This is a genomic window from Mucilaginibacter paludis DSM 18603 (genome assembly GCF_000166195.2).
Taxonomy (GTDB): Bacteria; Bacteroidota; Bacteroidia; order Sphingobacteriales; family Sphingobacteriaceae; genus Mucilaginibacter; species Mucilaginibacter paludis.
Genome location: NZ_CM001403.1, coordinates 4,713,923 through 4,735,085, shown reverse-complemented (window position 1 = coordinate 4,735,085; position 21,163 = coordinate 4,713,923). Strand labels below are relative to the sequence as shown.

Annotated in this window: 17 protein-coding genes; 6 read left to right on the top strand and 11 right to left on the bottom strand. The window is 42.8% G+C overall.

The annotated features are described in order from the left end of the window. Positions 1–57 precede the first annotated feature (57 nt). Entirely contained in the window at positions 58–498 is a 441-nt protein-coding gene (locus MUCPA_RS19990; RefSeq protein WP_050982139.1) for a carboxypeptidase-like regulatory domain-containing protein, read from the top strand. Between the two features lie 11 nt (positions 499–509). On the opposite strand, the gene MUCPA_RS19985 is transcribed toward MUCPA_RS19990, so the two are convergent. After that, the gene (locus MUCPA_RS19985) at positions 510–2,174 is read right to left on the bottom strand and encodes an NAD+ synthase (protein ID WP_008508904.1); all 1,665 of its coding nucleotides are present in this window, start codon (positions 2,172–2,174) and stop codon (positions 510–512) included. 64 nt (positions 2,175–2,238) lie between these two features. On the opposite strand from MUCPA_RS19985, the gene gldB reads away from it, so the two are divergent. After that, positions 2,239–3,282 carry a gliding motility lipoprotein GldB gene (gldB, locus tag MUCPA_RS19980; RefSeq protein ID WP_008508903.1) on the top strand — a complete coding sequence of 348 codons (1,044 nt, stop codon included), beginning with the start codon at positions 2,239–2,241 and terminating at the stop codon, positions 3,280–3,282. Continuing rightward, on the top strand, positions 3,239–4,084 hold the full coding sequence (locus MUCPA_RS19975) for a patatin-like phospholipase family protein (protein WP_008508902.1): 846 nt from the start codon (positions 3,239–3,241) through the stop codon (positions 4,082–4,084). The genes gldB and MUCPA_RS19975 overlap by 44 nt, the downstream gene beginning before the upstream one ends. A gap of 87 nt (positions 4,085–4,171) precedes the next feature. Here the strand turns inward: MUCPA_RS19975 and MUCPA_RS19970 are convergent, their stop codons facing one another. Together MUCPA_RS19970 and MUCPA_RS19965 are read right to left on the bottom strand one after the other, a co-directional pair. Beyond that, a complete protein-coding gene (locus MUCPA_RS19970; RefSeq protein ID WP_008508899.1) occupies positions 4,172–4,360 on the bottom strand; it encodes a hypothetical protein in 189 nt (62 codons plus the stop codon). Between the two features lie 107 nt (positions 4,361–4,467). Next, positions 4,468–5,325, bottom strand: a complete 858-nt coding sequence (locus tag MUCPA_RS19965; protein WP_008508897.1) for a DUF4349 domain-containing protein — start codon at positions 5,323–5,325, stop codon at positions 4,468–4,470. Between the two features lie 177 nt (positions 5,326–5,502). Here MUCPA_RS19965 and pelA point away from each other — a divergent pair, with 177 nt between their 5' ends. The 3 genes from pelA to MUCPA_RS19950 all read left to right on the top strand — a co-directional run bounded on the left by pelA (position 5,503) and on the right by MUCPA_RS19950 (position 8,402). Continuing rightward, positions 5,503–6,678: a pectate lyase gene (pelA, locus tag MUCPA_RS19960; RefSeq protein WP_008508895.1), complete on the top strand. Its 1,176-nt coding sequence runs from the start codon at positions 5,503–5,505 to the stop codon at positions 6,676–6,678. A gap of 57 nt (positions 6,679–6,735) precedes the next feature. Then, complete coding sequence (locus tag MUCPA_RS19955) at positions 6,736–7,239, top strand: GNAT family N-acetyltransferase (protein ID WP_008508893.1); 504 nt, start codon at positions 6,736–6,738, stop codon at positions 7,237–7,239. A 362-nt stretch (positions 7,240–7,601) separates the two neighbouring features. Beyond that, positions 7,602–8,402 carry a 5'-nucleotidase, lipoprotein e(P4) family gene (locus MUCPA_RS19950; protein ID WP_008508892.1) on the top strand — a complete coding sequence of 267 codons (801 nt, stop codon included), beginning with the start codon at positions 7,602–7,604 and terminating at the stop codon, positions 8,400–8,402. Positions 8,403–8,621: 219 nt separating this feature from the next. Here the strand turns inward: MUCPA_RS19950 and MUCPA_RS19945 are convergent, their stop codons facing one another. From MUCPA_RS19945 to MUCPA_RS19910, 8 genes are all read right to left on the bottom strand, one after another. Next, a complete protein-coding gene (locus MUCPA_RS19945) occupies positions 8,622–9,155 on the bottom strand; it encodes a hypothetical protein (RefSeq protein WP_008508890.1) in 534 nt (177 codons plus the stop codon). Between the two features lie 401 nt (positions 9,156–9,556). Then, entirely contained in the window at positions 9,557–11,266 is a 1,710-nt protein-coding gene (locus tag MUCPA_RS19940; RefSeq protein ID WP_008508889.1) for a trypsin-like peptidase domain-containing protein, read from the bottom strand. Positions 11,267–11,392: 126 nt separating this feature from the next. Then, a complete protein-coding gene (locus MUCPA_RS36285; RefSeq protein WP_008508888.1) occupies positions 11,393–12,562 on the bottom strand; it encodes a TlpA family protein disulfide reductase in 1,170 nt (389 codons plus the stop codon). A gap of 24 nt (positions 12,563–12,586) precedes the next feature. Then, positions 12,587–13,759 (bottom strand): AhpC/TSA family protein, encoded by a 1,173-nt coding sequence (locus MUCPA_RS19930; RefSeq protein WP_008508887.1) that lies wholly within the window; start codon positions 13,757–13,759, stop codon positions 12,587–12,589. Positions 13,760–13,799: 40 nt separating this feature from the next. Continuing rightward, positions 13,800–15,362: a PKD-like family lipoprotein gene (locus MUCPA_RS19925; RefSeq protein WP_008508886.1), complete on the bottom strand. Its 1,563-nt coding sequence runs from the start codon at positions 15,360–15,362 to the stop codon at positions 13,800–13,802. Positions 15,363–15,367: 5 nt separating this feature from the next. After that, a complete protein-coding gene (locus MUCPA_RS19920) occupies positions 15,368–16,129 on the bottom strand; it encodes a DUF4843 domain-containing protein (RefSeq protein ID WP_008508885.1) in 762 nt (253 codons plus the stop codon). 11 nt (positions 16,130–16,140) lie between these two features. Beyond that, the gene (locus MUCPA_RS19915; RefSeq protein WP_008508884.1) at positions 16,141–17,568 is read right to left on the bottom strand and encodes a RagB/SusD family nutrient uptake outer membrane protein; all 1,428 of its coding nucleotides are present in this window, start codon (positions 17,566–17,568) and stop codon (positions 16,141–16,143) included. Between the two features lie 11 nt (positions 17,569–17,579). Continuing rightward, entirely contained in the window at positions 17,580–20,993 is a 3,414-nt protein-coding gene (locus MUCPA_RS19910) for a SusC/RagA family TonB-linked outer membrane protein (protein ID WP_008508883.1), read from the bottom strand. Between the last annotated feature and the right edge of the window lie 170 nt (positions 20,994–21,163).

Here is a 21,163-nt window from a genome sequence, read left to right as displayed (position 1 = left end):
TTGTATTATCTATCACTAATAGAATAACTACCAGATGATAACGTTAGTGTGAAAGGTATGAAAAAAATGTTATTGCTATATAGTATAATTTTTGCTTATACGTACACAAATCAGTCCGGGTTAGTTAAACAGGGGATTAGCGGCAAAGTTTACCTAAAGCAGGGTAACTACATGCCTTCGCCAGGCAAAAAAGCGGGACCGGGACAAGCCGTTAGCAGAACTATTTGGATATACCGGTTAACTGCCCGTGAACAGGCCCGGGCCAGCGGCAGCTATTTTGATCATATCCAAACCAAGCTGGTGGCTAAAACACAGAGCGATAGCGAAGGTAATTACGCCATAGCCCTGCCCCCTGGCAAGTATTCGGTTTTTGTGGACGATAACAGCCTGCTTTATGCCAATAGTTTCGACGGTAAAGGGAATATCAACCCGGTAGAGGTTAAAAAAGACAGTATCAGTAATAAAGATATCACCATCAGTAGCCAGGCGGTTTATTGAGTATGCTTAAACTACGATAAATATTTACCTACAATAGGCATCCTACGGCCCATACCAAAGGCCTTGGGCGATACCCTCAGGATAGGCGGGGTTTGGTAGCGCTTATGCTCAGCCGTGTTCACCAGCTTAATAATGCGCCTCACCACCTGCTCATCGTATCCCATGCTGATAATCTCTTTGGACGATTTACGGTTTTCGATATACTCCAGCAAAATAGTATCCAGGATATCGTAATCCGGCAATGAGTCGGAATCCTTTTGTCCGGGCCTTAACTCGGCCGATGGTGGTTTGACTATCGAATTAATGGGGATGATCTCGCGCTCGCGATTAATATAATTGGCCAATTGATAAACCTGCGTTTTGTAAACGTCGCCCAGAACAGAAATACCGCCGCACATATCGCCATACAGCGTTCCATACCCTACGGCTGCTTCGCTTTTGTTGGATGTGTTGAGCAATATATAGCCAAATTTATTGCACATGGCCATTAACAGCACGGCGCGGCTGCGCGACTGGATATTTTCTTCGGCAATATTAAACGGAAGGTTTTGAAACTGCGGGTGCAGGGCGGTTTCAAAGGCTTCGGTAATGTTTTTGATGGCGATGGTTTCGCTTTTGCAGCCCAGGTTGGTCACCAGGTCATCGGCATCGGTAACGGAATGATCGGACGAAAAACGCGATGGCAATAATACCGCCATTACATTATCAGGCCCTAAGGCTTCTGCCGCCAGCGCGCATACCACAGCCGAATCAATACCGCCTGATAAACCCAATATGGCGCGGGTAAATCCTGACTTATAAAAATAATCGCGGATACCCAACAATAAGCCCTGATGAATTTGCTCAATATCGCCGGTGTATTCGGGCTTGACGGTTGGGGTATGGTTAAAGCTGATCACGGCTTTATCGCCAGCCTTATCCAATTGATAATAGGCAATGTGTTCTTTAAAATAAGGCAACTCGTCAAGCATATCGCCCTTATCATCAAAAACTAACGATCCACCATCAAAAATAAGTTCGGTTTGAGCGCCTACCTGGTTTACGTAAAATAAGGGCAGGTGATATTGTTTGGAGTTATTGCTTAAAATATCAATCCGCTCCTTATCGTGGTTATAGGCAAAGGGCGAGGCCGCTATGTTGATCATCACATCGGGCTGCTGCTCTATCAGCTTATCCATAGGCCGGGTAATGTACAGGGGGTTCTCAATGGTATTCCACAAATCCTCGCAAATGGTTAACGCTATGCGGTGTCCTTTAAAATCGATACAGTTAAAATCCGTTTCGGGTTCAAAATAACGGTACTCGTCAAAAACATCATAATTAGGCAACAGCGCCTTATTTACAACAGCCTTTACCTTTCCGTTTTCGATAAAATAGGCCGAATTGAAAAGGTCTTTCCCCTGCTCCTTCAAATTAGGCGTAGGTAAGCCAATAATACAGGCTATATCAGTACATACGGCGGCTATTTGTTGGGCAGCTTCTTCGCAAAGGCCAATAAATTCGGTAAATTCAAAAAAATCGCGCGCCGGGTATCCGCATACGCATAATTCGGAAAACACCACCAAATCCGCGCCTTGCCTGCGCGCTGTTTCAATAGTACCAATTATCTTTTTTGTATTCGATTCAAAGTTGCCAACGTGGTAATTAAGCTGGGCTAAAGCTATATTAATCATCATTATAACATATAGTAACAGAAATAGACTTCCGTTAATGTAATTTTTAAATTTATTTTTGCAGGCTATGAATGCATTGATGCACAATAAACCCTTAAAGCAAATTTACCTTTTTTTTTCTATAGCCTTGCTATGTGCAGCCTGCGGAAGAGATAAAAAAGTTGATGTAAGCAATATCCCCGTCACTATCACCATTTCGCGCTTTGACCATGATTTTGATGAAATGCGCACCAAACCCATGGCCGCCCAGGCCGAAGTTTTGAAAAAAAAGTACGGCGTATTTTACCAGGATTTTATTGAAAGGATATTACAAGCGGGCAGTATTAGCGATACAGCCTATTTTGCAACACTCAGGAAAGTTTTTGCCACGCAATCCTACACGGATCTGAAACACGAGGTGGATTCTATTTATCCCAACCTCAACAAACAGAACGAGCAATTAACGGATGCCTTCAGGCGAATTAAATATTACTTCCCCAAAAAGCAAATACCACAAGTTTATGCTTATTTTTCGGGCTTCCAGGCTCAAACTTCTCTCGGCAACCATTACTTCGCCATTGGGCTCGACCTGTTTTTAGGCACCGATTCTAAATTTTATCCGGCGCTGATCGAAAACTTTCCGCATTATGTATCCCGGCGCTTTACGCCCGATAATATTCCGCCACGTGTGGTTGAAGGTTTTGTGCGCGAGGATATGTTTAGCGAAAAGGACGAAGATAAAACCCTGCTGTCAAAAATGATCTATAACGGTAAAATTATGTACCTGATGGACCAAGTGTTGCCCGATGTGGCCGATTCTACCAAAATTGGCTATACCAGCAAGCAATTGAAGTGGTGTCAGGATTTTAAACCGCAAATATGGGCCTTTATTTTAGAGGAAAACCTGCTTTACGAAAGCGATTACCTTAAAATACAAAAGTACCTGAACGAAGCGCCCTTTACGCCGGGCCTGGGCGAAAAGAACGAGTCCGCGCCAAAGTTAGCCGTTTGGACGGGCTGGCAAATTGTTAAACAATACATGGATAAACACCCGCAAATTACATTGGCACAATTAATGGCGGATACTAATGCACAACAAATACTCGATGAATCCAAATACCGACCACAATAAACCCCAGAGCATAGGGCTGGCCTTATCAGGCGGCGGGGTAAGAGGCATTTCGCACTTAGGGGTGATACAGGCCTTAACTGATAATGGCATCCAGTTTTCGCATATCTCGGGCACCAGTGCCGGGGCTATAGCCGCGGCCTTTTGTGCAGGAGGCTACGCTCCGCGCGAAGCTTTAAAGATTATTAAAGAAACCAAGTTTCTGCCTTTACTGCGTCCGTCAATCGGTAGCGCTGGATTGGTTTCTATCTTAAACGTGCGGTTTTTATTTGGGAAGTATATCGCTCACAACTCCATTCAAAAACTAAACACTCGCGTTACCATTTCGGCAGTAGACCTGGGCGAGGGTAAGTTGGTTTACTTTACCGAAGGGGAGCTGGACCTCGCTGTTTTGGCCTCGTGCTGCCTGCCCGGAATTTTTAAGCCCATCGTTATTAACGACCACATGTATGTGGACGGCGGTGTACTCAATAATTTTCCGGTTGAGCCGCTGGTTGGCAATTGCGATTTTATTATCGGCTCATCATGCAATCACCTCCCGGTTGTTACCGAGATCCGCTCGTTCGGCAACCTGATTGAAAGGGCTGCCATGATTGCCGTTAACGCTAACCTGAATGCCCACAAGGCCTTATGCGATGTAGTTATTGAACCGCATGGACTGGGCGGCTACGGTATATTTGATACCAACGCGGCCGAAGAGATTTATATGATAGGTTATGAAGAGGGGCTGAAAGCTATTGAAGGGAACGAAAGGCTTAAAGCCATTGTGCAAACCTATAAAAAGAACAAAAAGAAGAAAGCTTAAAAATCCCCGTTTAAAAAGCTGGGATATAAAAAAGGCGCATTAGTTTAAAACTAAGCGCCTTTTTTTATATCTGTTTAAATATTTTGACTACTTCATGATAGCGAATACGGTTCTGAGTGCGATGATCACACCGATAACCAGGATGATATTTGATATGGCGTTGATAGCAAACGAATCGCCCAAAAACCGAAGGAATACACCAACTATGCCTATAATGATGGCAACAGTTAATATTAAGTAATGTGCTGGCGCATTTGCGTTCTCTCTTGTATTCATGCTGATGTTGTTTTTTGTTGTGCCAAAAATAGGAATGTTTACCGAAAATAAGTAACCCTCGCCTAAACTTTTTAATTATTTAACAAGCTGGACTTAATTAACATTGCCTATGCAGGTACTACGGCGTTCTTCCGGCGCAAATACCTGTAAATTAACCATCCCGCTATGGCGGCCAAAATAAACATCCATAAATTAGCCAAGCCAATCAGGGTATCTGTAAATATCAGCCAGCCATTGGCCAAAGCCTGCCCAAACCTGGTAAAAAAGGGCAACTTAAAGTTCGCGGGATCATCATTTACTATAGTTTCTCGGGCTATGGTATTACTCTGATAAAAGTTGAGGCCCAGCGTACTATATTTAACGGCATCATCAATCCGCTTATTGTTGATCTGCTGGTCAATCATTTCATCTTTCAGATCTAAAACAGCAGCCGGGTTTTTAATTTTTATCACACCTTTTTTTTGTTGATCAATGATCTGGCTGCGGCTTGATAATTTCATCTGGGCCGAAAGGTAATCCAGCGTTTTATCCTGGATGTCCATATTCCGGTTATTGACATACACAGCCATCTTCCCTACCTGGTTCATAAATTCTTCAACCTGGGCAGATGGTATCCGGAGCGTCATGTCCGCACTTGTATTGTATGATGAGATGCGTAATACGGAATCGGTATTTAATAATACATCCTGGCTGCGGTTGATAGATGACTGCATACTATGGTGCATCACCATGCCTTTGTATTTTACAGTCAACGCCGAAATATCCTCGCTTACGCGTTCAACATTTTTCACTTTAAAACGCATATCCGCGGTTTTCACCATTTTGGGTTGCTTTATTGTATCCGCATTGTAGTTATTTGATATCGTATCGGCAGCCGAAACTTCGGAATGCGATTTTCTTCCGCTGCATGCCACCCAAAAAATTGAGCATAGCAATCCCATACACACTAATTGTTGTTTTTTCATGGTTATTAAGTTTAATGGTTTTATTATTAATGCGTTAAAAGCATAAAGGTGACCGTATAAAACATTCGGTAACTTAATTATTACGAATTGCAGGTGAATGTATTTTATTAATTACAATCGGCTTACCAGTAAAATTTTAATCTAAATTGTGCCACCAATTAATAAACCCGGAGGCTCATGAAAAACTTATTTTTTAAGTTATTAGCTATTAGTATACTGCTTGGCTGTACAGCTGAAGCACAAACCCGTTATCATTATAAAATTGACGCGGAGGCCTTTGGCGATAATTCAAGGCACTGGTATGGCATATTTGATAAGGCAAACATGATTAACCCGCTTCCAGGCAGGCCGCGTTATAAGCCAACAGACATTATTAATGTGGCTGATAATATTTTACTGTACCAAAAAAACAATGGTGGATGGCCCAAAAACTACGATGTATTCGCCATACTTACCCAGGCACAAAAAGACAGTTTAATTGCCGGTAAAAACGTTTTAAATACTACTTACGATAATAATTCAACCTATACCCAGATTATTTGCTTAGCCAACGTATATACCGAAACCCATATAGAAAAATACAAGGAAGCGGCCCTCAAGGGGCTGGATTTTATATTGGCCTCGCAATATAAAAATGGTGGCTGGCCGCAATATTACCCGCTCGAAAACAATTACAGCAGGTGTATTACCTATAACGATGGCGTTTTTGAAGGTATTATTGAACTTTTATATGACATTAAGAACAACCAACCGCAGTATGCTTTCATAGATGGCCAACACCGCGCAAAGCTGATAGCCGCCTATAACAAAGGCTTAGACTGTATTTTAAAAACCCAGATAAACGACAATGGAAAACCTACCGCCTGGTGCCAGCAATACGACGAGGTTAAGCTAACGCCGGCCTGGGCACGTAAATTTGAACCGCCCAGCATTTGCAATGGCGAGAGCTCGGGCATAGTACTTTTTTTAATGGGCATTGACAAACCCTCCAAACCAATTATCAACGCTATCCAGAATGCTGTGGCCTGGTTTCAGCAATCAAAAATCTATAATATCCGTGTTAAAACTATTCCGGCTCCACGCCTCGTCACCCCGTTCAGGGTTTCTACAACCGACCGTGTAGCGGTAACCGATTCTACAGCTCCCCCGATCTGGACACGCTACTATGAATTGAAAACACATAGGCCTTTATTTTGTAACCGCACCAGCGTGCTGGTATATTCGTTAGCCGAAGTAGCCCGGGAACGCCGCGATGGATACGGCTGGTATACTTATGCGCCGCAAAAGGTGTTGAACAATTACTCCAAATGGCAGCAAAAATGGGCTCCTGATGATGATGTATTAAAGCGATAGGAGTTTTTGTGTTTTGTATGGGCACATACCTGCTATAAACAACTTACATTATAAAACATGCTCATCCGCAAAGGCACTTTATCCGATGTACCCGCCATTATGCAACTCATTGATGATGTGGTACCGGCCATGATTGCGGCAGGCAATTTTCAGTGGGACAGCAATTACCCCAACCCGGCTGTATTTGAGCAGGATATTCAGCTCAACCAGTTATGGGTAGCAGAAATAGAAAATGCTATAGCCGGGGTAGCCGCCATAACAACCGATCAGGATGAGGAATATGCCACCGTTGGCTGGGATATTACCGAAACCGCTATTGTTACGCACCGGCTGGCGGTTAACCCTCAATACCGGGGTTTGGGCATAGCCGCCGAGCTGCTCAACCAGGCCGAGCAGGAAGCTTTAGCACGGGGCATCAATTTTTTACGTATCGATACCAACAGCAATAACCAGGCAACACAAAAACTTTTCCCCAAATTGGGCTATGTATATGCCGGCGAAATATCATTAGCCTTTAGGCCTGGCCTCAGGTTTTATTGTTATGAAAAAAAATTGGGCTGACAGTGAATGTGGAAAAACTGGCAAACATTGATGGATATATAGCGGATGAGTTTATACAGTTTCAGATCAGAGCAAACGCATTAAAAAAGTAAGGGGGGCCACCTACGGAGCCAAGGCAGGTTAAAAACCGTACTAAAGTCGGTGGGGACACCGACTTGGCAAGTAACAAATCGTTAAAGAGCTCCGGCAGGAGCTTCCTGTTTATAGACAAAAAAAGAAGTTTTGGCTCCGTAGGCGCCCCCTTGTCAGCAGGTTTCCCTTTTTGCACCAATAATTTTTAATGCGTTTGGACTGAGCTCCAGATACTGTTTTTTTGATTCTGCTACTTTTCAACTATCTTTAAATTAAAAACCACAATATCGATGTTCAAAAAAACGATTGTTATCGCATCTGCCGCATTCCTTACCCTAACCAGCATAGCAAAAGCGCAACAAACACCATCAACCGCAAACTTTATTGCCGATGGTAAATTATGGAGCAGCTTATGGCAGCAAAAAGCGGCCGAATACCGCGCTTTGTGTTTCCAGGCCTATAACATCGCGCAATTACGTGCCGATCAATCTCTGCTGAAAACTTACGGTAAACCTTTAGCCATCGTGACCGACATTGATGAAACATTGTTAGACAATAGCCCCAACTCGGTACACCAGGGCTTATTAGGGAAAGATTACGAAACCAAAGCCTGGCTAAACTGGACCAGCAAATCCATTGCCGATACCGTACCCGGTGCTCCCTCGTTTTTAAAATACGCGGCATCTAAAGGTATTACGGTATACTACATCACCAACCGCGAAGAGAGCGAGCGGGCGGCAACCTTAAAAAATCTGCAGTTGTACGGTTTCCCCAATGCCGACAATGAGCATTTGATGATGCGCCAAACTACCTCAAGCAAAGAACTGCGCCGCCAGGAAGTAGCCAAAACTCACGAGATCATTTTATTGCTGGGCGATAATTTAGCCGATTTTTCGAGCCTTTTTGATAAAAAAACAGTTGATGAGCGCCTTAAAAACACCCAGGAGCAAGCTGCCTTATTTGGCAAATTGTTCATCATCATCCCCAATGCCAACTATGGCGACTGGGAGACCTCCCTCTACGAATACAACTACAAATTAACCCCTGCCCAAAAAGAAGAGATCTTTAAAAAGAACTTAAAAACAGAGTGATTTTAATGTGCGAATGAGGTGGTGTGCAGATGTGCAAATGATTTGCTGGCTGTGCAACCTAACAACTGCTAAGCGTTCGCAGAGCAGTGAGCCCGTCCCTACAGCCGCATTTTCCAATCCAACCACGTTAGAGATAGATGATAAAACGTGTGGTAACAACAATAATTATAAATTTATTTTATGATTAAAATAATGCCACTCCTATACTATTCAATTGTATTAATTCCAAAGTTTAGGAACAAATACAATTGCTAATCCTAAAAAAATATAGAATACATATTCAGAAAATCCATAGCCATTAAATATACCGTAAAAATAATGAGTTGTAGTAGTTCCATAGCCAATAGAAGTATAAGAAGTGAAAGGCCAAAAATCAGGCTGATTACTTCCACTTGTAAATAAACACGTAGAATATTCAATATTTGAATTTGCTTTTTGGTAAATTATATCTGTACCACCTGATGCTCCTTTTTTAAGAGGAGAATCATAATTTCCTTTATAAGGAGTTTCTGTAGAATCATTTTCTTTTAGTTTAGCAACTCTATACAAAGATTTCTTAATTAAATCATCTAACGAATCAGATTTAATAGAATCAAGTTTATTGTTAGATTTTTCAGAGAGGCTAACAACATCAGAATTAGAAAAAGAAGAGTTAATTCTACATTCTATATCTGCAAGATTTACAAACAAAGCAAATGAGTGAAAGAAAACCCAAATAATAAGAAATCTCTTTTGGTTAATCGTAAGCTGCATGTGGTAATTTTGAGCTAAATAAATAAAGGATGTTACTTAATCTTTTACTGCTGAAGGCTTACCACACCCTAACTAACGTAAAAGACACAGTTAATACCTGTTTTAGGGATGCACTTATAATCTTTGATTGCGTTAGTTGAATACTATAAAGTGGTAATTTAGAGCAGTATTTCTACAATCGTAAGTACAGTATATTAGTTTCTAATCATAACATTTATTTGGACTTATAGCAAATATAGTTATAGTTTTTGATGAGCGTCCCTACCGGCTCGCAAAATGCATTTCGCCAATATTGCTACCGAACTTTAACCCCGATGGGATTTTGTTTACAAGAATAGGAGTACACCGCCTCCTCTTAAGAGGAGGCGTTTCGCCCCACAACAAAACCTTCCCGGTTAAACTTAACTCCGCTGATCACCCAAAGCCTTTAGTAAAAACTGCCGAAGCTGACTTACCGGTACTGCCAAGGTAACCACACGGCTAAACCTGGCGATGTTGATACCATAAAAATTACCCTGAACATCTATCACCGGCCCACCGCATTCTTCGGGCGTGATGCGGGCATCGTGGCCAAATATTTTTGCAAATCCATCGCGCCGGATACTTTTTCCGCCGGTAAATTTCTCAGCGTTGTGATTGGGGCTCGCAACCGGCCTGAGGCCTAAGGTTACCGCCATAACCGTATCTTTTCCGTTTCTTGATGCCGCAATTTCGATATCATCGCCCGGCTCATATTTTTTTAGCTCCCGTTGCAATTCCACCAGGTTATTTACCTGCTCATGGTTGATGCTGTTTAACGTATCATCGGCCTTTAAACCGCCCATACCTGCGGGCGAGCCTTGCTGTACCCTCGAAACTACAATTTTGCCTTCCTTTATAAATGAAGTAGCGCCGAGATAGCCCATGCTAAACTTAAGTGTTAAGGGAAAGCCCGTACTACCTAACGCGCTTACCTTCGGCAGGGAATCGGGTCGCGGCGACAGCAGTATCGTTCCAACCTGATCAAATTTCAAACTATCATTCTTCGCTGCTTTGATATCAATCCCGCCATCGAGTTTACGATCTATCTTTAATAAAACCAGGTCATCCGTTACGCTTCTGAAAACCACCTGCGCTTTCACCGCTCCTTCTTTCGGCAGCCATACCACGGGCTCGTTGCCCACACAAGAGTTTTTGCTGATCAACATACTCCCTGCTCCTGACTTTTTAAATTTCGGATCGTCGGCAATAATCAGTGTACCTAAAATTTTCTGCTCCGAATTTTTCACCCGGCTCGTAATTAAAAACTGACTACTCTTAAATCTTGCGGCCTTTTTAGTGAAGATGGACGGCAAACTTTTTAACTCAGGCACGGTATAAATATGCGCCGCCATGGGATCGGCTTTTATTTCATCTTGGGTTTCAGGCAACCCGGTGTAGTTTTTAGGCTGATTCAGAGCAGACCAATATTTCCGGTACAGATCCACCGGAACTTCACAATTCACTTCCTCGCTTTTAAAGCAACGGCTGTGGATGCCAATAAGCCTTCCGCTGTAATCAAATAGGGCACCGCCAGAATCTCCCAACTCCATAGCACAGGTAGATTGTACAAAGCCCAGATCATCGCACACAACAGCAATCCGGCCAAATCGCACCAATGGCAAAGACTGGTTTAAATCCTGAGGATAAGCTATGCTGAGGCATGGCTCATCTACCTTTAATGCAGCCGACCAGGCCATATCAACGTATGGCCAATTTCCCTTCGTGATAATTTTAATCATCGCGGCATCCGGCAGTGTTGCAGTACCCGTTAAAGCTATTCTGCCTAAACCCACTGCCCAACAGTTCCGGCCGTCGGGGAATAGCACTTTGTATATCTTATAAGGCTGAATGGCATGGGCCGCCGTGAGAATATGCCCATCTGCGCTCACCACTACTCCGCTAAACTGTGCGCTATTCTGGATATGCTTAACGGTATCAAAACCCATAATTTTTACGCTGGCCGGGTAGGCTTTTTTTATACCAGCCTTAATTGTTTTTTCAAGCTGATCGCTTTTAAATTCCTGCGCATATACATTCGGTAAAAGAAAAATTAAAATGAGAACAAGAAAAATTTTAGAATGATTGATCATACAGAACTATAATAAAACTAACCTGCCAGTACAGGCATATTTTTGCACTGGCAGTTAGGTGCGTAATTATGATTTTTTTGACGGCCTTCCCTACCGGATTTGAATTAAACGGATAGGCCAGGGGTATTACCCGCCCACTTTTTCTTTTAGTAATTGCTCCAGCCGGGAGCTATAGCCGGTAAATTTCTCTATAATTTTTCCGTCCTTATCCAGTAAAAACAAAGTGGGGATACCCTGAATCATAAAATCGCTTAGGGTTTTTTCCTTATCCGGACTAACCACCTGCGCCCAAGGCATGGCTTCTTCAGACATGGCCCTCTTCCAGGCAGAATGATCGGTATCAACAGAAACGCTCAATATCTCAAACCCTTTATCTTTATATTCAGTATACAATTCCTTCAGCTTCGGGATGGCCTTGCGGCAGGGGCCGCACCAACTTGCCCAAAAATCAACCAGCACATATTTCCCTTTTAAAGAGCTTAGGTTAATAATCTGCCCACCGGGGTTTGCGTAAGCTATACCGGGGGCCACACTACCTTTCTGCAGCAATTTTTGCTGGGCTGCATAGTTAACAACCTCTTTTTTTACCTGGGCGGCATCTTCAAAGCCAGGGTTTAAGGCCAGTAATTTATCCAGCCCTTTGATTACATAATCCGGTTCTTTCTTCCAATCCATCGCAGCCAGTAAAAAAACCGATGCCGAATTATTAACAGACGCTTCTATCATCATCTTCAAACGATCTTCACCCAGCGTCTCCACTTTGCGATAAAGCATCTGCTTGCGATAGTAAGCATACCAGGCTGAATCGGTATTACGTCGCTTTTGTGCGGCAAACCCTTCGTCCAATAAATCAGCCTTAATTTTATTATCCAGGTAACGGTTATACATGGCCATGCTGATCAACTGGGTTCCGGCTGATTTGCTTTCTACCTTTACAAAACCGGAGTTTTTACTTTTGTATTTGGCAGTATCATATCCCCGTGCAGAAACATTAATATCCTGATCGGCCCAAAAGGCTACATTTTGCCATTTAAGAATATCCAGCTGGTAAATTGCAGGCTTAGTCACCATCAGTTTGAAACTAAATGTACCGTCGGCTTTCACCAATACAGAATCGATACTTTTGGAGCCAAACCCTTTTTTAAGCCATACCATATTGTACTTTTTAAACCCTTCAGGATTTAAGTACTCAACCTTTCCGGTTATCAGTATCTGCTTTTTCACCTGCGCGTTAGCACAAAAGCAAAGTAACATGAGGGGGATAATAGCGGCCCCGTACAAATTAAATATCTTCATATCAACTAAGTTTATATCGTATGGCTATTTAATAAAAATGGTGTTCAGCTTCTCGTCAAGCTCCTTGCTTTCGGCGCCAATCCACCGGGCTATAATATTGCCGCTTTTATCAAGTAATATTTTGGTGGGGAAGGCATCTATGCCGTATAGCTTTACTACATCTACCTTCATACCGGCTTCGTTGTTAATTACCTGTGGCCAGGTCATTTCATCCTTTTCAATCGCTTTTTTCCATAATATCTTTGCAGTTTCAAGCTCGGGCGCTTTCTCGCTGGCTACACCAAGTATTTCAAGCCCCTTATCTTTATATCGGGCATAGAGCTCCTTTAAATGCGGGTTTGATGCCCTGCACGGCGCGCACCAGCTTCCCCAAAAATCGATCAATACATATTTGCCCTTTAATTGCGAAAGGGTAATCATTTTATCATCGGGAGTTGGCTTGGTAAAATCAGGGGCCAGACCTCCGGTAGCGGCGGCCGACATGATTTTAATCCGCGAAGCAACGTCCATTCCTAAATAACTGCTTTTCAAACTTGCATCAAGACTATTGTATGCCTCTTGTAGCTCTGCTGTGCTGTACTCCCGCGCAGATGTAGCCAAAAGCCAAACGCTCGAGAGCGCCGCAGGATGCTCTTTAATAAACTTTTTGTGGATAGCGATTGAGGCATTCCGGTTATCCAGCATTTTTTTTCCTACATCGCCAAGGCCATCTTTTACGCCCATTGTTCTCAGCTGGATCATATCTTTTTGCAACTGTGTCATTTGGGCCTCTGTATTCCCTTCGGCCTGGCGTAAGGCGTTAAAACTTTCGTTATAGGCATCGCCTTCAACTTTTGCGATGTTAATATCCTCGGCCGTTCCGGAAATGTTTAATTTACAGTTAGGGCTTAAAACCACATTGAGTGGCATTGAGGGGATAAACATGGAATTTTTTTGTTCGCCTAAGTAAATATTCCTGTCGACGCCGGTGTTTAACCTGGCTACTACCGGTTGGGCTGGCGACGGGCCCGAAAGTGTAAAAGAACCATTTACAGCTTCTACAGCATTGCTTACGTTTTTAGTACCGTCAAAATAAGTCAGTATAATTTTTTCGTTTCCCTGGTTTTTTAACAAACCGGTTATCTGGTAAGTTTGCTGCGCTGCGGCAGCAAATATGGAGGCACACACAGCGTAAGCTGTAAGAATTGTTGTTTTCATTTTTTAAGTGTTATTAAATGATGTTGTTTTTGATAGGTGTTTAGGTGATGATATAAGGTTTCCAGGCCATGGCTTTTATTTTACCAAAGCCGGTATATTTCTTTTCGGTACCACTGATGATGGCTCCGCTGGTTGGGTCTACCTGCATTTGGTAAACAGTTCCGATTTGGGTTGCCGCATTATACGTAGCGATGTACAGGATTTTGGAAATATTTTTAGGATTTTGCAATACACCTAAAGGGGCCGATGTATTGTAATACTTTTGCAAAGTGATATTGGTAATGGTTTCGTTAGCAGGCGGAGTCCATAATTTGGTTGTGATACCGGCGGTATAATTAAACTGATACATATTCGTACCAGAGCTATAGTAAAATACCTGGCCGGAATAGCCTGCGGTGATGGAGTTGATCTGCGATATTTCGGGGCAGGCGCTCATATCATATTTACCTTTGCCGATGGTGCCAATTTCGCCGTCTTTAAAGTCAACCGTCAGCATCCAATATTTACCTGCGGCATCCTTCATCACCATATCCTCCCAATAATTCCAGCCGAGGTCAGACATCAAAAAGGTCATGCCTACGTTATTGCAATCAAACGCCGCAGCCGCTGTCTGGCTTGTGGCAATCGGTATAACAGCTGTTCCGTATGAAACCACTTTCATAAACTTCATGTTGGTTTGATCATACAGTATTGCATCAAAAGCGGCGCTGGTTGTTGCGGCTATCCATGGTGCCAGCGTGCCGTAAGTGCCGCTTAAAGCATCCCCAAAGGCCCTTCTTCCTGCTCCTATGATGGTATAGTCATTGACATGCAGTTTATTATTATTGATGATAAACTCCTTTCGCCGCTCGGTTGCTTTAACCATTTGCGGTGCCCTTACAGCAGGAGGTGTCCAAAAGATGGTTCCAAAATCATACACCTTTTGAAAAGTTCCGGGGTTAACAGAAACCACATCACCACTGCTCTGAATATAGATCTGATAAGAGGATGGAAAGTTGGCTACCGTATAAATGATGGAACCGGGAGTACCAGAGATTGGGACACCGTTAGAGTTAGCATACAGATCAAGTATTACTTTCTCGGTAGTGATGGCTGTTTTTGATATTTCATTATTAACGATCAAACCCACATCGGTATTTCCGTTTTTTTCATATAATACCATCCATCCTTCTGCAAGCGATGGTGTGATGGCCACCGAAAACTTGGCAAATGCTTTTACCCCTGTATTGGTATTGGTTACTGTAAATAACACAATCCACGACGCTTCTGGTTCTTTCATAACGCTATTTAATGCTATGGCGTTGCCAATGGTATCTTTGGCGTTAAGGCTTGGTGCAGAGCTTTGACTGGTATACATTTCCCAGGTAAACTTCAGCTCCTTAAACTGGGGGTTAGTAGGGTTTACAACCTGGCCTTTATATTTGACCACCGGCTGAAGTTTGAGCGTATCAAACCGCAGCCTGGTATAGGCAGTAGCCAGCGATGACACATCTATTGTAACGGCGTCTAACGCGGTATAATCGTAATTACCTTTATCTTTTGAGCAGGACGACAGCAAGGCGAACATGCTTATGCAAAAACCGATATAAAATATTTTTTTCATGATGATCAGGGAAAAGTAACGGGGTTATTGTTTTCATCTTTTAAAGTAGCGGTAGGGTTAGCCGCATTATAATTAGCCAGCTGTACTTTGCAAGTATTTTTATAATAGGTAACCGTTGTGTAATCAATTTCGCCAGCCCCCGGTGTACCAGCACTTCGTACCTTGAATATAGGCGGCTGCCCAATTGCGGTGGTGATGAACTGAAATTTCACATTACTGTAGCTGCCAAAATAAGTAGCCAGCTTAACGTACGGATAAGCATCCACATCCCAGTTGCCTGGTTTTGAAAACAGATTTGTAAAATTGATCACCATCTTCGATAGTTCATTTACCCCCGACTTGAGCTCCCCCTTATCAGTAAGGCCAAAAACCAGGCGAGCGGGTTTGCTTAAAAAATTGGTTGTACGCTTGACATAGATGGGGAAATAGCCCTGGTAAGTATTCTTTTTGATCACGTAAGTGCCAAAAACATAGTCGGTACCGGCTTTGAGCCTTGCCGTATCTCCGGCTATCGCTTTCAAAAAAAATGTCCTGTCGTGGTCGGCGGCTTTCCCTATTACCAGGCCCGTAAATAGGATTGAATCCGTTGGGTTTGTGGATTTATAGGCAAAATTATAGGCTACACTATCCGGATTAAATGATGTGATGCCCAGTTGCAGCTTGATACCATCCGACGCAGATGAGTACATCAATGGGTTTGTTTTATTGCAGGAGAAAAATATTCCTCCGGCTAAAGTTACGAGTAAACAAATGATGTTTTTTTTCATTTTGGTGTGTTTTATTGATTATCAACCCGGCCTACTCCATTTACAATTTCGCTTACCGGTATGGGCAGTTTATACCCTTTAAGCGCAACCAGATCCAGCCCGCCTGCTTTAGGTATACTCACATCATTTCTGCGTTTATGATAAAAGAAGAGCTGCCCCTCACCGATAAATTCTTTCCTATATTCCGATGCAAGTGCATTGTCAAAATCCACGGTATTGACAGCCGAAGAGTTAACACCCCTAGCTACCCGTACTGTATTGATGAGGCTAACAGCTTGAGTATAATTAGTGTTTTTTAAGCATTCAGCCGCAATAAAGTACATTTCGGATAACTTGATCAGCGGTAACTTGTTCCTGTAAGCCTGCGGCCAGGTGGCAGCGGCGAGCTGGGTATACTTATACAAAAAAAGATTTCCCTGGTCATTAGGACTGAACCAATACAGGTAACGAAAATCCGAACTACTGTTATAATAATCCGATAAACTGGCAGGCGTAATATAAAAGGTACTGTTCCCTGTAGCAGTAAAGGCATCATTAGAAATGGTTTTGAGCCGGACAACATTCAAAGCAAAAAGATGCTCCGTAGAAAAGGTTAGATCGGACACGGTCTTGTTGGTTAACGCCTCGGACTTGATCCATGGAAACTTAGCCGACTGGATAACAACCTGCGCGTTGGCCAGGGCATTAACATAATCTTGCTTATAAAGGTATACCCTGGCCAGCAAACCCTTTACAGCATAATAATTCAGGTGTACCTGCCGGTTAAGCAGGTAACCACCATCGTTAGCGGTTGTAATGGTTTGGCCGGTTAATATCGGGTCAACCTGCAACAGTTCAGCAGCTGCCGTAAGGTCCGCTATCACTTTATCTAAAACCTGAGAAACTGTAAGCTGCGGAAAATTCTCCTTTGTTGTTAAGGTTACATAGGGGATAGTTAACTTATTTGGGTTTTCGGCATAGCTGGCGCCAAAGATCCGCAGCAGGTCAAAATGAATGAAGGCCCTGAGCGCAAGCGACTCGCCTTTGATCACATTATAGTTGTTACCCGAAAATACCGATTTTTGACCGTCGATATTGGACAGGATCATATTATTGTTAGCTATAGCATTATATGCCCCATTCCAGATGGCATCAATCCTGGTAAGAGACTTTGTATTTTTGTAAGCATAAATTTTATCGAACTCATAGCTACTCGACTGATAATCCCATTCGTAGGCAAGCACGCCCATCAAGCCAAACGTCATTTCTCTACCATAAAGGGGTTCATAGGTTAACGAACTATACACCCCGGAAAGAGCTTCCTTAAATCCTAATTCCGAAGAAAAAAGCTCAGAATCCTTAACCTGGGCTTCGGGCTTAACATCAAGAAATTTACTACACGAAGCCAATGCCATTACCATGAGCACCGCGGTTGTTATAAATAGTAATTTTGTTTTCATGTGGATCATATTTAAAATGTGGCCTGGAGTGAAAATGAAAGTGAACGGGCATAAGGATAATCCAGCCCGCGCTCTGTTTGAATGGAAGAAACCGTAAACAGATCGTTGGTGAACATGGTAGCCTTAAACCTTTTTAAACCCAGCTTTTTTAACAATGCGGCATTTTTAAAATCGTACGATGCGTTAATTGATGACATGACCAACTGATTAAGGTTTTGTACAAACCGCGAGGTTGGTTCGCTTTTATTAGGTCGGCTGGTTATGTTTTTAAAAAATGATTGGTCGCCGGGTTTTTTCCAGGTATCGGTAAACACCCGGCTATCTACGTTGTATTGAATGTCGACATTCTCCACACGGTCGGCCAGGGTTTGGTTGTAATATTGCCCGCCAACTTTATAAGAAAAAGCACAATTTAATCCCCACCCTTTGTATACAGTGTTAAAACCGAAACTTCCGCTCACTTTGGGGTTAGAATCACCCAATGCTACCTGATCATCAGCATTCCATAGATATGTTTTAGTACCATCTGCTTTTAAATAGATTTCTTTACCGTTTGCTGGATCGATGCCTAATGACCGGACAGCAAAAATAGCCGATGTTGACTGCCCTTCCTGGTACCGGATGAATGGCGCAGTGGAGCCCGAAGAAGCCCTGGCCGCTTCACGCTGGTCATTGAGGTTTTTGAGCGCGTTGGATATTTTCACCAACTTGTTTTTGTTGCTCGCGGCAGATACAAACAGGTTAAGGAACGAACCCTTTTCTGGATTACTCAACACTTTAAAACTAAGTGTTGCATCAATACCTTTGTTTTGCACAGCTCCCAGATTATCAACAATGGTAAAAAAACCGGTTGAACCAGGTAATGATATATCTGTAAGCAGGTTGTCTGTATTTTTGATATAGTAATCAAACCTTAAACTCATCCGGTTAAACAACTTTATATCCACAGCATAATTATGTTCCCGGGTTTCCTGCCACTTTAACTGGTTGTTAGCTAAGGCCATTAATTTAGCACCCACCACGTTATCATAGTAGGTATCGGTATAAAAATTATACGTTGCCATAGCCTGGTAAGGATTAAAATTTTGACTACCGGTATAACCTGTTGATGCCCTTAATCTTAATTGGTTTATCCAGGTTACTTTCCTCAAAAAAGTTTCATTGTGTAAATTCCAGCCAATACCTTTCGACCCAAAATCGCCCCACTTATTATCGGCACCAAAAATGCTTGAACCTTGCTTACGGTAGCTCATATCAAGCAGAAAGCGATCGTCGTAGGAATAATTTAATGCCGATATGATACCGGTTTCCCTGGTTACGGCATCAGAACCGGTTGGGCGGCTATCTGACGGGTATTGTTTAGCAAAGCTGATATTATCAACCTGATCATTCAAAAACCCCTGAGCGCTAAAACTATAGGTTTCGCTTTTTACGTCGGATATGTTCCATCCTACGTTCAAAAACAGCAAGTGTTTTTTTAACTGTTTGGAGTAATTAAGGGTAACATCCGACCTGATAGAAATATCGCGTCCATCAGAGATACTATAATCGCCGCGCTGAAAATAAAGTGAATCGGGATAGTTAGCATATCGGGTACTCCCTGCCGGGTAAAAGTCTTCACGGTGGTTTTGCTGCTGATCATAAGAAAACCTGGTGATCAGCTTTAACGATTTGGCAACCGACCACTCGATTTGAAAATTATCATTGATATCAGTATAACGCGAAAAGTTTTTTGTGCCTATAGTGGCATCATATAAAGGATTGTAATAACTAATTGGTGTACCTAACCCTGCATCAAATGTGCCCAACAATTTACTAACACTGCCGGTACTATCTTTTGGAGACCAGTACGGGTTAAGCCTTGAATATTGAGAAAAGGAACCATACGGCGAATCATCGCTCCTGTTAAAACCAACTGTTAATGTATTTCTGAACAATACATTCTTTACCCGGTATGATAAGTAAACATCGCCCAAAGTAGTATTACGATTGGAGCCTTTCATCGCGCCGGTAATCTTGTTATAGCTCATATCAACGCCGTAACGAAAGGCGGCATCGCCGCCTTCCATGGATAGCGCGTGTTTTTGACCAAGGCCGGTATGTACTGGCTGTGCAAGCCAATCGGTATTAACCCCTCTCACTACGTCGGTATAAGTACGATTATATTGCTCGGCCAGAAGCTGTGTCGAATAAAAATAGGGCGTGGTGTAACGACCGGCATTTTGCTCGATCTGTAGTTTTTGCGACGCGTTTGCCAAATGATAACTGCTCAGGTCGGGCGCCGTTACATTAACATCCGCTGTATAGCTAATCTGCAGTTTGCCTGCCTGCGGGCGCCGGGTTTCAACCACAACCACTCCATTTGCGGCCTTTGAACCATAAATGGCCTTTGCAGCGGCATCTTTTAAGATGGTTACCGAGGCTACCCGGTTCATGTCCAGATCATAAATTTTTTGCTCGCTGGCTTCAAAGCCATCCAGGATAAAAAGTGGCATATTAGGTTCGGAGGAGTACGAACCCTGTAACCCTGGCAAACTGCTACCTCCCCTGATTTGTAAGTTAGGCAAAGTATTAGGATCAGAACCCATACTATTATTCTCTATCTGGATAAATGATGGATCAAGGATCTTTAGGCTCTGGATGATATTTTGATCGCCTACAGAGCGCAGATCCTCCTGGGTAAAAGTTACCGCCGCACCGGTAAAGCTTTCGGCCTTCCGGGTAAACGGGCCCACTACCACCACATCGTTCAGGCTTTGTTTTGAAACATCCATCATCACCTCGTAGCTATCGGCATCAGAAATTAAAATCTCCTGCTGAGCGTACCCAATGTGAGTGATCACCAAGGTTTTGGCGTTTGCCGGAAAACTGATTGTAAATTGACCACTATTGTTTGTTTGGGTACGTATCGGCACAAACTCCTTCACCATGATCGTCGCGTTAGACAGGGGCAGATTATCATCAGACGCGGTAACCTTACCATGTATGCTACGCATCATGATGCTTGACATAGGCACTTGCGTTGGGGGCGTAACGACACCCCCCATTTTAGTAGAACTGACACTCTTTTTATCTACAATAATGCACTTGCTTTCTTTAAATTGGAATTCGAGCCTGGTATTTTTAAGCAACGCAACAAGCACCTGTTTAACGGTTTCGTTCTGCGCTTTCAAGGTGGCATGATAAGGCGCTACCGACTCTTCGTTGTAAACAAATTTCAATTTGCTTTTTTTCTCTATCTCCTTGAAAGCCTGCTTGAGTGGAATATTGTTAAAGTCGACATTTACTTTAGCGTCTTCTGGTTTCTGAGCTGCGGATTTTAACGGCCCCAGGATGATGAGTGTCAGTAAAAGATAAACTATTTTTTGCTGAAAGTTACTCAGACGGCTATAAACTGGCAGTAAACTGCGAGCATAATTTTGCATACCTTTGATGGTGTTTTGTTAAGAAAGTAAAAAAGATTGATAAAACATGCGGGCAGTAAAGTGATTGGCGTTACGTACTGACCCTGATTGAGGCCGGAAAGTTGAAACTTTCCGGCTTTGTAATTTGGAGTAATTTTTAGATCATAGTTTAAGGGGTTAAGGGGGTAAAA